Here is a 13811-nt window from a genome sequence, read left to right as displayed (position 1 = left end):
CGGGGAACACAGATGCGCATTTTTGGGAGGATTACGAATGAAGACTCGCGTACTCGCAGCCGCCGCACTCACGGCCTCTGCGTTCACGGCACAAGCTGGCGGCATCGACCGCTCGTCCCAGTTTCTGGGGCCCCTTTTCGAAAAAGGTGGTGAGACTGGCAGCTATGTTCAATTCAGCTATGGGCATATCGAGCCAAACGCACGCGCCGACGGTGTTGACGACCCGCTCAAAAGCTTTGACACGCCGGGCCTCGCCTTCAAGACCGACCTGACAGACCAGATCAGCGTCGCGCTGATCCTTGAAGAACCCTATGGCGCGGACATCCAGTATGACGATGACTCGCCGTTTTTGGGAGGTGGTGCAGGCGTAAGCTCGAACCAGATCTCGCTGATCGGGCGCTACAAGTTCAACGACAACTGGTCGGGTATCATCGGGGCACGTGCACTGAAGGTAGACGGGTTCATCGACACCTTCACGGCTAATCCGTTCTTTGGTGGTCTGCCTCCCATCCCTGTCCCTGCGCTTGTGGCGCTGAACGCAGCGCCTTCGCTGCCGATCTCTCTTGAAGCAGACAGCGACTATGACTTCGGTGCCGTGGTCGGTGTCGCGTATGAGCGTCCCGAGATCGCGTTGCGGATCGCGTTGTCCTATAACGAAGCCATCGAGGCAGAGTTCGAAGGTACGCAAACTTTCTTCACCGATGTCGCCCGCACGGCGATCCTCGATCAGAAAGAAGTCCAGTTCGGGGTCTCCTTCCCTGAAAGCATCAATCTCGAATTCCAGACAGGTATTGCCGAAGGCACCCTGTTGTTCGGGTCTATTCGCCATTCCAAATATGACGGCTTCAACCTGACGACGCCGGATACAACCGCAGGTGTCGCCGGCACTCCGTTTGCCGCGGACGTGGACGGTATCAACTTCGTCAACTTCGCTGACGACAGCACCGCCTATAACATCGGTGTGGGCCGTCAGTTCTCCGAGCGTTGGTCGGCCTCAATCTCGATCAGCTATGAAACCGATAGCGTAACACCATCCACAACCGCATTGGCCCCCACAAGCGGGTCGCGCGGCATTGCAATCGGTGCGCGCTATGTAGGTGACATCGCCACAATCTCGGGCGGCATCAGCTATGTCGAGCCCGGCGATCAGCTGGTGAACTCGGCCAGCGGCGTTGCAGACTTTGACGACAACGACGCCATCGCTTTCGGCTTCCGCATCGGCTTCAACTTCTGATCTGCACCGCTTCGCAGGCAACACGATATCACCCCCGTCCGGATCACCGGGCGGGGTTTTTCTTTGCGCAGGATTCGGGTGGTGGCCTGCCCCCCGCTCTGCCATTGATCGCCCAATGACACTCCAGAAAACCATGACGGGCCGGGCCTGGGCCGAGATGCTGTTGCTTGCCTTCATTTGGGGCGGCTCGTTCCTGTCGATTCGCATTGCGCTGGACGAGGTGGCTCCGCTGACCTCTGTGGCGCATCGCACCGGGTGGGCGATGCTGGCGCTCTGGGCCGTGGTGATCGCGATGCGCCTGCCGATCCCGCGCGATCCGCGCATCTGGGTCGGATTTCTGGGCATGGGGCTGCTCAACAACGTCATTCCCTTTGGGTTGATGGCTTGGGGGCAGCTGCATATCGAAACCGGGCTGACCTCGATCCTGAACGCGGCCACAGCCATTTTCGGGGTGGTCGCCGCGGCACTTTTCTTTGCGGATGAGCGGATCACCTTGCGCAAGGGGATCGGCGTCACCTTGGGCTTTTTCGGAGTCGCCACCGCCATCGGGCTCGAGAATTTCCGCAGCTTCGATCTGCGCAGCCTTGCGCAACTGGCGATCATCGCGGGCACGATCAGCTATGCGCTCGCCGGGGTCTGGGCGCGCAAGCGGCTTGGCGGGCTGGCCCCACAGGTGGCGGCGGCGGGTATGCTGACCGGATCGACGCTGATCACCCTGCCGATGGCGTGGATCATCGACGGGCCGATCACGCTCGCCCTGCAAACCGATACGATACTTGCCATCGCCTATTACGCGCTGATCGCAACGGCGGGGGCCTATCTGCTCTATTACCGCGTGCTGGCCGTGGCCGGGTCAGGCAATCTGATGCTGGTCACCCTGCTGATCGCGCCCGTCGCCATTACGCTTGGTGCGGTGGTGCGGGGCGAGGCGCTCAGCCCTAACGCATTTGCAGGCTTTGCCCTGCTGGCGCTCGGCCTGATGATCCTTGATGGGCGCATCTGGACCCTGATCCGGGGCAGAGCCGTTGACCGCCCCCGCCCCCCCGGCTAGGACATCCCGCACGACCACGGGGACAGGAACCACGCACATGCTTTACCGCGATGCCGACCACTGGCGCGCCGCCGCGCAAAAACGCGTGCTGGTCTATGGCATGTCGGGCTTGGGCAAGACGCATATGTCCACGACCGTGCGCGCCTCAGGCAATTGGTTTCACTACTCGATCGATTACCGGATCGGCACACGCTACATGGGCGAGCTGATCGCCGACAATGCCAAGGCCGAGGCGATGAAAGTACCGTTCCTGCGCGCGCTTCTGCTCAGCGACAGCATCTATATCGGCTCGAACATCACCTTTGATAATCTGAACCCGGTGTCGACCTACCTGGGCAAGCCCGGCGATGCGGACAAAGGCGGTCTGCCCATCGATGAATACCGGCGGCGGCAAGAGCAGTTCCGCACCTCCGAAGTCGCGGCCCTGAACGACACGAGGCATTTTGCGGATCGGGCGCATGATTTGTACGGCTACCCGCATTTCATCTGCGACACGGGCGGCTCCATCTGTGAGTGGGTGGACCCGCACGACGACAACGACGCGCTGATGCAGAGCCTCAGCGCCGCCTGCCTGCCAATCTGGATCAAAGGGGACGCAGCCCACACCGCCGCCCTGATCGCGCGGTTTGACAAGGCCCCCAAGCCGATGGCCTATCAGCCCGCCTTTTTGCTCGACTGCTGGAACAGTTATCTGGGGGAAACCGGCCTTGGCGAAGACAAAGTCGACCCCGATGCCTTCGTGCGCTGGACCTACGCGCGCGCGCTCGCTCACCGCCAGCCGCGCTACGAGGCGATGTCGCGATGGGGCGTGACTGTGACCGCCGACGAGGTCGCCTCGCTCAAAGGTGAAGCGGATTTTGTCGATCTGGTCGCCATGGCCCTTGAGCGACGTGCACCCTAGGGCTATCTGCACCTTTCGCTTCATTGTTCCATAAATATGCATCTCTCCCCGTGCGCCATCAGGACCACCCTCATGCCCATCAAGCTCCCCTCCACCCTGCCCGCCTATGACGTTCTGACGAACGAGGGCGTGATGGTGATGGACGAAGAGCTGGCGGCCCATCAGGACATCCGGCCGCTCAAGATCGGGCTGCTTAATCTGATGCCAAAGAAGATCCAGACCGAAACCCAGTTTGCGCGCCTGATCGGGGCCACCCCGCTGCAAATCGAACTCACGCTGATCCGCATGTCCGATCACGAGACGCGCAACACCGCCGCCGAACATATGGAGAGTTTCTATCAGCCCTTCTCGGCCGTGAGGGGCCAGAAATTCGACGGGCTGATCATCACCGGCGCGCCCATCGAACATCTCGACTTCGAGGATGTGGACTACTGGGACGAGCTGGAACAGGTCATGGACTGGACACAGACCAACGTACATTCCACGTTTGGTGTGTGCTGGGGCGGCATGGCGATGCTGCACCACTTCCACAAAGTGCCCAAACACCTGCTTGGCGCGAAACTGTTCGGGGCCTATCGGCACGCGAACCTCGCACCCGCCTCGCCCTACCTGCGCGGCTTTTCGGATGATTGCGTCGTGCCCGTCAGCCGCTGGACCGAAGTGCGCCGCCCCGAGGTCGAGGCTGCGGGCCTGCCCATCCTGCTCGGCTCGGACGTCACCGGCCCCTGCCTGATCGAAGACCCCGACCACCGCGCGCTCTATATCCTGAACCACTTTGAATATGACAGCGATACACTGAAACAGGAATATGACCGCGATCTGGAATCCGTACAGGTCGAAGGGGCCAAGATTGCCGTTCCGGTCGGCTATTTCCCCGAAAACGATCCCAGCCAGACACCCGCAAACCGCTGGCGCAGCCACGCGCATCTGCTCTATGGCAACTGGCTGTCCGAGATCTATCTCACCACCCCATACGAGATGGAGCGGATCGGTCAAGATCGCACTGACTTGCGAGGATAACGATATGAAAACAACACTGTGGGTGCTTTTGGCCGTCGTCGTTCTGTGCATCGGTCTGGTGCAATTCTACGCGCTGAAACGCGAGCGCGACGCGGCTGCCGCCTATCCTCCGACCGGGCAAATGCTCGATGTGAATGGCGTGCAAGTCCACGCCGAACAGATGGGCAGCGGCCCCGATCTGGTCTTGATCCACGGGGCCTCGGGGAACACCCGCGAATTCACGCTCGGCTTTGCCCAAACGCTCGCAGAGAGATACCGCGTCACCATTTTGGATCGTCCCGGTCTGGGCTGGACCGACCAAATCGACCCCGAACACAAACGCGCATGGTCCACTGGCCATGCCAGCCCCAGCGACCAAGCCCGACTGCTCAAGGCGGCCACAGACCAGCTTGGTGTCGAAAACCCCATTGTGCTGGGCCACTCCTTTGGCGGGATCGTCGCGCTGGCATGGGCGCTTGAATTTGACGATCTGGCAGGCGTCGTGTCCGTGGCAGGGGTCGCAAACCCGTGGCCGGGCGAACTGGGCTGGACCTACACGGTCAATGGGTCGGCGTGGGGCGGCGCGCTGGTGGTGCCTGTGCTTTCCGCATTTGTGCCGCAGGCTTATGTGGACTCGATTGTGGCGAATATCTTTACCCCTCAGGCAGCACCCGAAGGCTATATCGAGCACGTCGGCCCTGCCCTGATCCTGCGCCGCAACTCTATGCGTGCGAATGCGCGTCAAGTGAACTGGTTGCGTCCTTATGTGGTTGAGATGGCTCAGGAATACGGCGACATCTCCGTACCGGTTGAAATCGTGCACGGCGATGCGGACACCATCGTGCCTCTGACGGTCCACTCCGCCAAGCTGCCGGATCAGATCGATGGGGCCAATGTCACAGTCCTCGAAGGCGTCGGCCACATGCCACAACACACCCACCCCGAGGCCGTGATCGACGCCATTGACCGCGTCGCGGCGCGTGCGGGTTTGCGGTAGTGTCTCAGTTTGAAATTGGTCCTTACAATCCATTGTAGAAACCGCCGTACGCTAACCAAACGTTAACGCGAGTGTGTTGAGTTGATGCCTTGAAAGGACAGTCACAGTGACCTACATTTATTGGATGTTAACCATTGACATGTTGGCAACATATGTCGCAGCCGAACTAAAATAGTGCGCGAATCGACTTGTTGTGGTAGTCAATGAGTGTGTACAAGAGAAAAAAGCGTTGACATGTGAGTCTACATTTACAACGCGAGAGAGGGTTGACATGCCGAAAGGCCCAAACGGACAGAAGCGGCCAGCCGACTCCATTGGGATGTCGGTTATGGTAGCAAAGATAGCGACAGGTGAGGAGGAAGAAACCTCTTACGTGTCAAAGAATCGCCGCAAAAGCGGTGTAGCTGGTGCGAAAGCACGAAATGATATTCTGAGCGCAGAGCGCCGTTCAGAGATAGCAAATCAAGCCGCTAGCGCTCGGTGGCAAAAAGGAGAGAAGGAAATGACTCAACTTTGTTCGTCAGGACTCCACGACCTTCTGTCTGAAGGTGGCCGTGAGTTACATAACGTTAAGTTTCTAGCAGGTACCGACTCCACTAGTGAAGGTATGTGCGAAGAGGCAAGGCGCGTCATTAAGTCTGCGATTGACAGGGGTATGCCGCACAACCCGCCGAAAACGGGCCGTGAGAAAACGCCCATGTAACAACTTGTTATGCATTCCCAAATTGTGGTAGGCCCGATTTTTATCGGGCCTATTTCATTTGGAGCAAAATGTTGTTCAAAAATCTTCAATCAAAGTTTGACGGCAGAACAGAACTCCCAATAGAAATTGAGGAGATTTGCGATGCCCTTATCGAGATGGGGTATCAGGATGATATACGCTTGGTTGAAGAGGAAATGGACTTAAACCAACTTCTTGGAACTTACGTTCAATTCACGGAACCTTCGGGGGGGATGTACTCGGAACCCAATCTGGTTTCACTTATCGTCTATCCTGCAAATGTAGACATTCTGCTGCAAAGAATTATTTGCGCCAAAGAGCTTGTGCACGTGTGTGATGCGCACGTTTCACGAACAAGCGATCCTGAAGACATAATGGAGTTGGCGCAGGTGCTGAGCGGGAGTGCGGCGATAGGGGATGAGCCGCGAATGACGATGAAGGTTGCGGCTGACATGCTGGCTCAACAAAAGGGATTAATGCTTCTATTCCCCAAAGCGGCGAGAGTTATTGCAAGGCAGAAAGTCACAGAAGGCATTCTCACGCTGGATGGCCTAGCTGACAAGCTTCAACTGCCTATATCCACGGTTGAAGACATGCTTGAAGAAGACTGGGATAACTTGGCAGAACGACTCGCAAATATTTAAACTGAAATTTTTGCCTGTTAAGTAAATATAAAACAACTATAACAAAGGTATGAACAAACTTGACATCAAAACCCGCGCAATGATCCTGAACATGATGGTAGAGGGTAATTCCATGCGCTCAATCAGCCGGGTTGTAGGTGTATCAATCAACACAGTGACAAAGCTGTTGATAGAGGCTGGTGAAGCCTGTGCGGCATACCATGACGAGACAGTGCGCAATGTAGGCTCAACTCGCGTTGAGTGTGATGAAATCTGGTCGTTCTGCTACGCTAAAGACAAGAACGTAAAGACTGCCAAAGCCGCCCCTGATGGCGCTGGCGACGTGTGGACGTGGACTGCTATCGACGCAGACAGCAAAATGATCCTGTCCTATGAGGTAGGTGACCGCTCCGCGACAACAGCGCACGAGTTCATGTTTGATCTGCGCGACCGCCTGACAAACCGCGTTCAGCTTACCACAGACGGCCACAAGGCTTACCTCAGCGCCGTTGAGGATGCGTTTGGTTCAGACATTGACTATGCCATGCTCGTGAAGATTTACGGCGAGACTGGCGGTAAGACCGCAGAGCGCAAGTACAGCCCCGCCGAGTGCACAGGCATCAAGAAAGAGGCTGTCATTGGGCAACCTGTCGAAGAACTGGTCAGCACGTCCTACGTTGAGCGTCAAAACCTCACAATGCGCATGGGCATGCGTCGCTTCACCTGTCTGACCAACGGTTTCAGCAAGAAGCTGGAAAACCATCTGCACATGCTTTCGCTGTACTTTGTGCATTACAACTTCGTGCGTATGCACAAGACGTTGAAAATGACACCTGCAATGGCCGCCGGTGTTTCCGACACGCTGCGCGATACAGCTTGGATTGTTGGCTTAGTCGATGCGCGTGCACAAGCGCCCAAGACGCGCGGTCCCTACAAAAAGAAAGCAATTTCAAACTGAGACACTACCGGGTTTGCGTTAACCGTCGCCCTACCCCATATTGCATGTTAAGAGCAGTAACTTGGACCATGCCATGACCCTTCCCTTTGACGGGGCGATCTCCGATTTTTATGAAAACGGTGCGCCAGATGACATTCGCGCAGCGATCAAGGACGCGGACAAGGACGACATCCTCGCCCCGTCCTACCCCCATGATCAGCGGATGAAGGGAAAGGTCTATGACGCCGAGATGGAGGCGCTGCAGATCGAGCTGGTCAAGATGCAGGCCTGGGTCAACGAAACGGGTGCCCGCGTGGCTTGCGTGTTCGAAGGGCGCGATGCGGCTGGCAAGGGCGGTACGATCAAACGGTTCCGCGAGAACTTGAACCCGCGCGGCGCGCGCGTGGTGGCCTTGTCAAAACCTACCGAAACCGAAGCCAGCCAATGGTATTTCCAGCGCTATATCAACCAGTTGCCCGCCGGGGGACAGATCACCTTCTTTGATCGCAGCTGGTATAATCGCGGTGTGGTCGAGCATGTTTTCGGCTTTTGCACACCCGAACAGCGCGCCCTGTTTTTTGAACAGGTGAACCCGGTTGAGCGGATGATAGTCGAGGACGGCATTCACCTGTTCAAGTTCTGGCTGAATGTCGGGCGGGCCGAGCAATTGCGCCGGATCCGCGCGCGTGAGCGAGACCGCCTCAAGCAGTGGAAACTCAGCTGGATCGACGTCGAAGGCCTCAAGAAATGGGACGCCTATTCGGCGGCGATCCGCGAAACGCTCGACAAGACCCACACGGACATTGCCCCGTGGACCATCGTGCGCTCAGACGACAAGAAACGCGCGCGCCTTGCGGCGATCCGCACGGTTCTGCATGGGCTCGACTACACGAATAAAGACGCCCAAGCCATTGGAGAGACTGACAAAGGTATCTGTGGTGGGCCGGACATCTGGGATGCCTAAACGGGGCTATCACCACGGAAACCTGAGGCAGGCCCTGATTGATGCCGCCCTCGTTCTGATCGAGGAAAAGGGGCCGACGGGCTTTACGCTGTCCGAAGCGGCCAAGAAGGCGGGCGTGACGCCGGCAGCCGTCTATCGCCACTACGAAGGACGCGCCGACCTGATCGCCGAATGCGCGCGTCAGGGCTATGGCATCTTTGCGGACCTCATGGAACACGCCTACCAATCCGGTCAACCCTCGGCACTGGCGGCATTCGAGGCGACGGGGCGCGCCTATCTTGCCTTTGCCCGCCGCTTTCCGGGCCACTACATCGCGATGTTCGAGGCGGGAATTTCCGTCAACCGCACCCCCGAACTTGCGGATGTGGCCGCGCGCGCCAATGCGGTGTTGGAAAAGGCCGCTGGTGACCTCAGCGAGCATATCCCGGCGGATAAACGCCCGCCTGCGTCGATGTTTTCGGCCCATATTTGGGCAATGAGCCACGGGGTGGTCGAATTGTTCGCACGCAACTCACCGGGCCGCGCCTCGCCCTTTCCGCCCGAAGACCTGCTGGAAACCGGCATCGGGATCTACCTGCGGGGTCTGGGGCTGATCCGCCCCGACGAGTGACGCCCGTCTAGGGGATGCGATTGCGGACCTGCACCAGCATCGCCTGTTTCTGCTTTTCCAGATTGCGACGGCGCAGCCGCTCTGACAGCCACTGGGTCTTGATCAACACGATCTCACCCAGCCCATCGACCAGATAAAACCGGGTGCCGCCATCAATGACGACGATGTTGCCCCAGTGGATCCCACTGGCGATGCAGCCCTGATCGGCCAAGTAATCGAAAAACGCGGCCAGCTTGTCGGCGAACGCCGCCGTAGCGTGACCAGCCTGGCAAAACGCCTTGACTGTGGGGGCCAGCGCGCCGTCCACATCCACGATCTTTTCAACCAGCGCGCCGGGTCCTGCGCTGGTTTCGCAATAGCCCATCAGGCGCGGCAGGAACGAGGGCAGCGCACCGTTGCGCCACAGCAGGGCAACATATTCTTCCTGTTCGCGCTGCATCGTGCGCAGGCTGCCAAAGCGGATCAACGCGGGCCTGTTGATCCAGCGGGTCTTGAGCTTGCGCAGGTCCTTGCTGGTCGATTTTGGCAGCTTGATCAGCACGTTATCTTGGTTGGGATGCTGATAGACCAACCTGTTCTCGCCCTGGGCGATCAGCTCTGTCTGGTCCAGATCAATGATATCGGTCGCGTCCATGGCCCCATCCCGGTGTTCTTGCCCGCCCTGCCCCCGAGGGCAAATCTAGGGGCCGCAACAGGCAACGGCCAGAAAAAAAGCCCACTGAAAAGCGGGCTTTTGATCTTAATATCGAAGGGTTTAGCGTTTGGAGAACTGAAAGCTCTTGCGCGCCTTGGCCTTACCGTATTTCTTGCGTTCCACAACGCGGCTGTCGCGGGTCAGGAAGCCTGCGGCTTTCAATGCGCCACGCAGTGAGGGATCATAAAGCTGCAACGCTTTGGACACGCCGTGCTTGACCGCACCGGCCTGACCCGAGAGCCCGCCACCTTTGACGGTAGCAACCACGTCAAACTGGCCTTCGACCCCTGCGACCGTGAACGGCTGTGCGAGGATCATTTGCAGCACGGGGCGTGCAAAATAGGTGTTCATTTCCTTGCCGTTGACAGTGACCTTGCCCGAACCGGGTTTGATCCAGACACGGGCGACCGCGTCCTTGCGTTTGCCTGTGGCATAGGAGCGGCCCAGCTCGTCACGAACGGGCTCGCGGTGGATGACCTCAACCGCTTCGGGGGCGGCGTCGCCCGCAACGGCTTGCAGGTCTTCGAGTGTGTTGATTTCGTCAGCCATGCTCATGCGCTCCGCGTGTTTTTGGCGTTCATGGACGCAACATCCAGAACTTCGGGGCTTTGCGCCTCGTGGGGGTGATCCGCCCCGGCATAAACGCGCAGGTTGGTCATGATCTGACGGCTCAGACGGTTGCCGGGCAGCATCCGCTTGACCGCGAGGGTCACGACACGCTCAGGATACTTACCCTCGAGCATTTGCTCTTTGGTGCGCGATTTGATGCCGCCGGGGTGGCCAGTGTGCCAGTAGTGACTTTCCTGACGCTTGTTGCCGGTCAGCTGGATCTTCTCGGCATTGATGATGATGACGTTGTCACCACAATCCATGTGAGGCGTGAAGGACGGTTTGTGCTTGCCACGCAGGCGCATGGCGACGATCGAGGCAAGGCGGCCCAGCACGATGCCTTCGGCATCAATGATGATCCACTTTTTTTCGATGTCCGCAGGTGTTGCGGTAAAGGTTTTCATGTGTCGCATCCCTAAGGGGTCGAATTTCAGATTGGGGCGTTATATGGGGGGTCAAGGGGCGCGTCAATGACGTGAAGTCAGTTAAAATAAATGTAAATCAATGCTTTATAAATACGGTATCATATTACCCCAATTTGAGGGCAACTTTCAACCCTTGCACCCCACCCCACATCTGCAACAAGGGGCCTTGACGATTTTGACAACCCAAAGGCCCCTTTCGACGTGATATCCGATTTGGCGTTTTTTCCGGCACTGGCGACCTTGGCCTTGATCGTTGTGGCCACCCTTGCGGGCATTCCGACCGTGCGCAAACTGATCACCGTCTATGAGGCCAAGCACGAGTTGCGGCAAGGCTCGGCCGGCTGGCTGCGCAGCATCGGGGGCTGGTCCATCATTGCGTTCTGGCTAATGACCACGTGGTTCATCGCAACCATCATCGGCGATTGGGGCGTCAGCGGCGATCTGGCGGGGGCGATTGACCGTGGCTGGCTGCGCCTGCGCATCCTGCTGGAAATCGCCGTCGCCCTGATGGAGTCCGACCGATGAGCGGCGCGCTACAGGCCGAATTGCAATGCCCGTCCTGCGCGGGCCAGTGCCTTTACGATCCGGCCCCCCAAGCGCTGGTCTGTCAAAGCTGTGGCACCCCCCGCCGGCTTGAGACCGAGGATGACGCCCGCGCAGGCCATGAATACCCCTTTGATCCCGACACCGACACCTCCGAGGCCCCGGCGCAGATCGACGCCACGGTCCACCGCTGCGAGACCTGCGGCGGGACGGTGACCTTTGTCGGCCCCTCGCTCAGCACGCGCTGTGCCTATTGCGATGGCCCCGTGGTGCTGGCGGACGGTGATCGGGCCTATGAGCCGATGGCGCTGATCCCGTTCCGGGTGCCCGACAGTGATGCCCAGAAGGCCGCGCTGGCGTGGGTCGCGCGTCGCCTTGCCGCGCCGCGCGATCTGGCCGGGATCGTGGCCAAGGGGCGGGTTGCGGGCATCTATGTCCCGTTCTGGACCTTTGATAGCAAAGAGGCGGTGCAATATTGGGCAATGTACACCACGCGCCACAACAAAAAGACGCGCACCCACAAGGTGCAGGGGGGCATGACCATCCGCTTTGACGATCTGCTGGTGCCCGCCTCGCCCCATGTGACACCCCTGATCCGCGACGGCATCCTGCATGATTTCCAGCCAGCCAATCTGCGCCCCTACCGGGCAGGGTATCTGGCCGGGTTCGCCGCCGAACAGCACCACCAGAGCGTCCACGAGGGGCTGGCCGCCAATGAGGACGACAAGGACCTGCTGATCCGCAACCACATCAAGGACGACATCAACAGATCCGGCGTGCACAATATCGGCTATCAGGCCGCCACGACCGGTATCCATTATCGGCGCATCCTGCTGCCCGTGTGGATTCTGCACTATAGCTACAAGGGGCGAGCCAAGAAGGTAGTGGTGTGCGGGATGCGGGGGCGCACCTTTGGCGAGCGGCCCTTTTCGACATGGAAACTGGCAGGCTACGCGGCGGCGCTGTCCTCGGCGACGGTGGCGTTCGGGCTGTTCTGGGGCGCGGCGGGCCTGCTTTAGACCCCGATGGATTCGGGTGGATTGTTGAGAAGATCGCGCAGGCGCACCAAGGCACGCTCATAACTTTCGATGCCCACACCTGCGTTGACCGCAAAACGCACCGCATGGGGCGCACGCGCATCGCGGCAGGCATATTCCTCGGCCGCGCGGATGCGCACGCCTTGCGCTTCCGCCGCCTGCACAAAGGCCCCGGCCCGCCACCCTTCGGGCAGACGCAGCCACAGAAAGGGCACATCGCTGCGCCATTCCAGATCATAGCTGCCCAGCACATTGACCGCGCAATGGACATAGGCCCCAATTTCATCCCGGGCCCGCTGCATCATCGGCGCGAGGTCTGGATGGATCAGCAGCTTGGCCGCCAAATCCGTCATCGGCGTGGCCAACCCGAAAAAGGAATACTCCGCCGTGCGCCGCAACACTGCCGCCTGCCCCTTGGGCGCAACCGCAATGCCAAGGCGCAAGGCCGGGGTGACGGATTTCGAGATGGACGAGATGTACCAACTGCGCTCGGGTGCAAGCATCCGATAACTTGGGGCCTGCGCGGCCCCAAGGCGATAGCAATCATCCTCAAGAATGCTCAGATCGTGGCGGCGGATCACCTCGACCAGCTCGGCGCGCCGCGCCTCCGGCGTAAACCCGCAGGTCGGATTGTGGACCTCAGGCGAGGTGCAAAAGACCTGCGCGTCATGCGCCTTGATCGCGGCCTCAAGCGCGTCGGGCATCACACCATGTTCGTCCATGGCCACCGGGATTACATCCGCGCGCAGCAATTCGGCAGCGCGGCGAAAGCCGGGATAGGCCAGATCCTCGACCAGTACAGCCGGGCGACGGCCCCGCAAAAGGGCCTGAAAGATCAGCATGATGGCGTTCTGCCCGCCATGGGAAAGCACGATATCATCCGCGCTGAACGATCCCAAAGGAGCGGAAGACAACCACGCTTTAGCCGCCTCGCGCGCAGGCGCGGCCCCGCTGCGGGTCGGGTAGTGCATCATGCCCGATGGCGGATCGGCGGCAACCTCAGCCAGCAAGGTCCGGATCAGCGTCGCCTGCCCCACACTCGGCAAGTGCGGCGAGAACAGATTGACCTGATAGGGTTGGTATTCCGAATTGTGCGTGGCTGAATCCACCTCAAGCGGGATGTCCGTCCACAGCGGCGTCTTGGGATCGGGCGTGGCGACAAACGTGCCCCGCCCCACCTCGGCGCGCAGCGTGCCATCGTCCGTAAGCAGCGTATAGGCGCGGGCAACCGTCCCCGGCGTTATACCCAGCTTCCATGCCAGATCACGCACCGGAGGCAGCTTTTCACCGTTTTTCAGGTGATTTGAGGCGATCCGGGCGCGAATGGCCTCCATCACCGCTTTGTATTTCGGCCCCGGTGTATCAAGCAGGTCCGGCCGCCAAATTGTATCCATTACAATATTTCCGTAGATTTAGTACGCACCACTATTGTACCGTTATTTCTGGCAGCTTTGCTATATTGTGTC

15 protein-coding genes are annotated in these 13811 nt (G+C 59.2%); 11 read left to right on the top strand and 4 right to left on the bottom strand.

What is annotated here, in order from left to right; all coding sequences use genetic code 11:
* Positions 1–37 precede the first annotated feature (37 nt).
* The 9 genes from Q0908_RS01445 (at position 38) to Q0908_RS01405 (ending at position 9037) form a co-directional block, all read left to right on the top strand.
* Positions 38–1234, top strand: coding sequence for a hypothetical protein (locus Q0908_RS01445; RefSeq protein ID WP_299280660.1), 1197 nt, complete (start codon positions 38–40; stop codon positions 1232–1234).
* Positions 1235–1349: 115 nt separating this feature from the next.
* Positions 1350–2285 (top strand): DMT family transporter, encoded by a 936-nt coding sequence (locus tag Q0908_RS01440; RefSeq protein WP_299280659.1) that lies wholly within the window; start codon positions 1350–1352, stop codon positions 2283–2285.
* A 37-nt stretch (positions 2286–2322) separates the two neighbouring features.
* Positions 2323–3186, top strand: coding sequence for an ATPase (locus Q0908_RS01435; protein WP_299280658.1), 864 nt, complete (start codon positions 2323–2325; stop codon positions 3184–3186).
* Between the two features lie 72 nt (positions 3187–3258).
* Positions 3259–4206, top strand: a complete 948-nt coding sequence (gene metA / locus Q0908_RS01430; RefSeq protein WP_299280657.1) for a homoserine O-succinyltransferase — start codon at positions 3259–3261, stop codon at positions 4204–4206.
* A 4-nt stretch (positions 4207–4210) separates the two neighbouring features.
* Complete coding sequence (locus Q0908_RS01425; RefSeq protein WP_299280656.1) at positions 4211–5182, top strand: alpha/beta hydrolase; 972 nt, start codon at positions 4211–4213, stop codon at positions 5180–5182.
* Positions 5183–5953: 771 nt separating this feature from the next.
* A complete protein-coding gene (locus tag Q0908_RS01420) occupies positions 5954–6547 on the top strand; it encodes a hypothetical protein (protein ID WP_299280655.1) in 594 nt (197 codons plus the stop codon).
* A gap of 49 nt (positions 6548–6596) precedes the next feature.
* Positions 6597–7484 (top strand): IS1 family transposase, encoded by an 888-nt coding sequence (locus Q0908_RS01415; RefSeq protein WP_299280654.1) that lies wholly within the window; start codon positions 6597–6599, stop codon positions 7482–7484.
* Positions 7485–7557: 73 nt separating this feature from the next.
* Entirely contained in the window at positions 7558–8427 is an 870-nt protein-coding gene (gene ppk2 / locus Q0908_RS01410) for a polyphosphate kinase 2 (RefSeq protein WP_299280653.1), read from the top strand.
* Positions 8420–9037 carry a TetR/AcrR family transcriptional regulator gene (locus Q0908_RS01405; RefSeq protein WP_299280652.1) on the top strand — a complete coding sequence of 206 codons (618 nt, stop codon included), beginning with the start codon at positions 8420–8422 and terminating at the stop codon, positions 9035–9037. Before ppk2 ends, Q0908_RS01405 begins: the two co-directional genes overlap by 8 nt.
* 7 nt (positions 9038–9044) lie before the next feature.
* On the opposite strand, the gene Q0908_RS01400 is transcribed toward Q0908_RS01405, so the two are convergent.
* The 3 genes from Q0908_RS01400 to rplM all read right to left on the bottom strand — a co-directional run bounded on the left by Q0908_RS01400 (position 9045) and on the right by rplM (position 10744).
* On the bottom strand, positions 9045–9671 hold the full coding sequence (locus Q0908_RS01400) for a YrbL family protein (protein ID WP_299280651.1): 627 nt from the start codon (positions 9669–9671) through the stop codon (positions 9045–9047).
* 120 nt (positions 9672–9791) lie between these two features.
* Positions 9792–10280: a 30S ribosomal protein S9 gene (rpsI, locus tag Q0908_RS01395; protein WP_299148274.1), complete on the bottom strand. Its 489-nt coding sequence runs from the start codon at positions 10278–10280 to the stop codon at positions 9792–9794.
* Between the two features lie 2 nt (positions 10281–10282).
* Positions 10283–10744 carry a 50S ribosomal protein L13 gene (gene rplM / locus Q0908_RS01390; protein ID WP_299280650.1) on the bottom strand — a complete coding sequence of 154 codons (462 nt, stop codon included), beginning with the start codon at positions 10742–10744 and terminating at the stop codon, positions 10283–10285.
* Between the two features lie 222 nt (positions 10745–10966).
* Between rplM and Q0908_RS01385 the strand changes: the two genes are divergently transcribed.
* Both Q0908_RS01385 and Q0908_RS01380 read left to right on the top strand, forming a co-directional pair.
* Positions 10967–11290, top strand: coding sequence for a hypothetical protein (locus Q0908_RS01385; RefSeq protein WP_299280649.1), 324 nt, complete (start codon positions 10967–10969; stop codon positions 11288–11290).
* Positions 11287–12327, top strand: a complete 1041-nt coding sequence (locus tag Q0908_RS01380; RefSeq protein WP_299280648.1) for a hypothetical protein — start codon at positions 11287–11289, stop codon at positions 12325–12327. Before Q0908_RS01385 ends, Q0908_RS01380 begins: the two co-directional genes overlap by 4 nt.
* Here the strand turns inward: Q0908_RS01380 and Q0908_RS01375 are convergent.
* Entirely contained in the window at positions 12324–13739 is a 1416-nt protein-coding gene (locus Q0908_RS01375) for a PLP-dependent aminotransferase family protein (protein WP_299280647.1), read from the bottom strand. The genes Q0908_RS01380 and Q0908_RS01375 overlap by 4 nt on opposite strands.
* Positions 13740–13811: the final 72 nt, after the last annotated feature.

The sequence above is a fragment of the uncultured Tateyamaria sp. genome (genome assembly GCF_947494755.1).
GTDB lineage: Bacteria > Pseudomonadota > Alphaproteobacteria > Rhodobacterales > Rhodobacteraceae > Tateyamaria.
The sequence above is the reverse complement of the archived record's forward strand: the minus strand, read 5'-3'. Positions and strand labels throughout refer to the sequence as shown.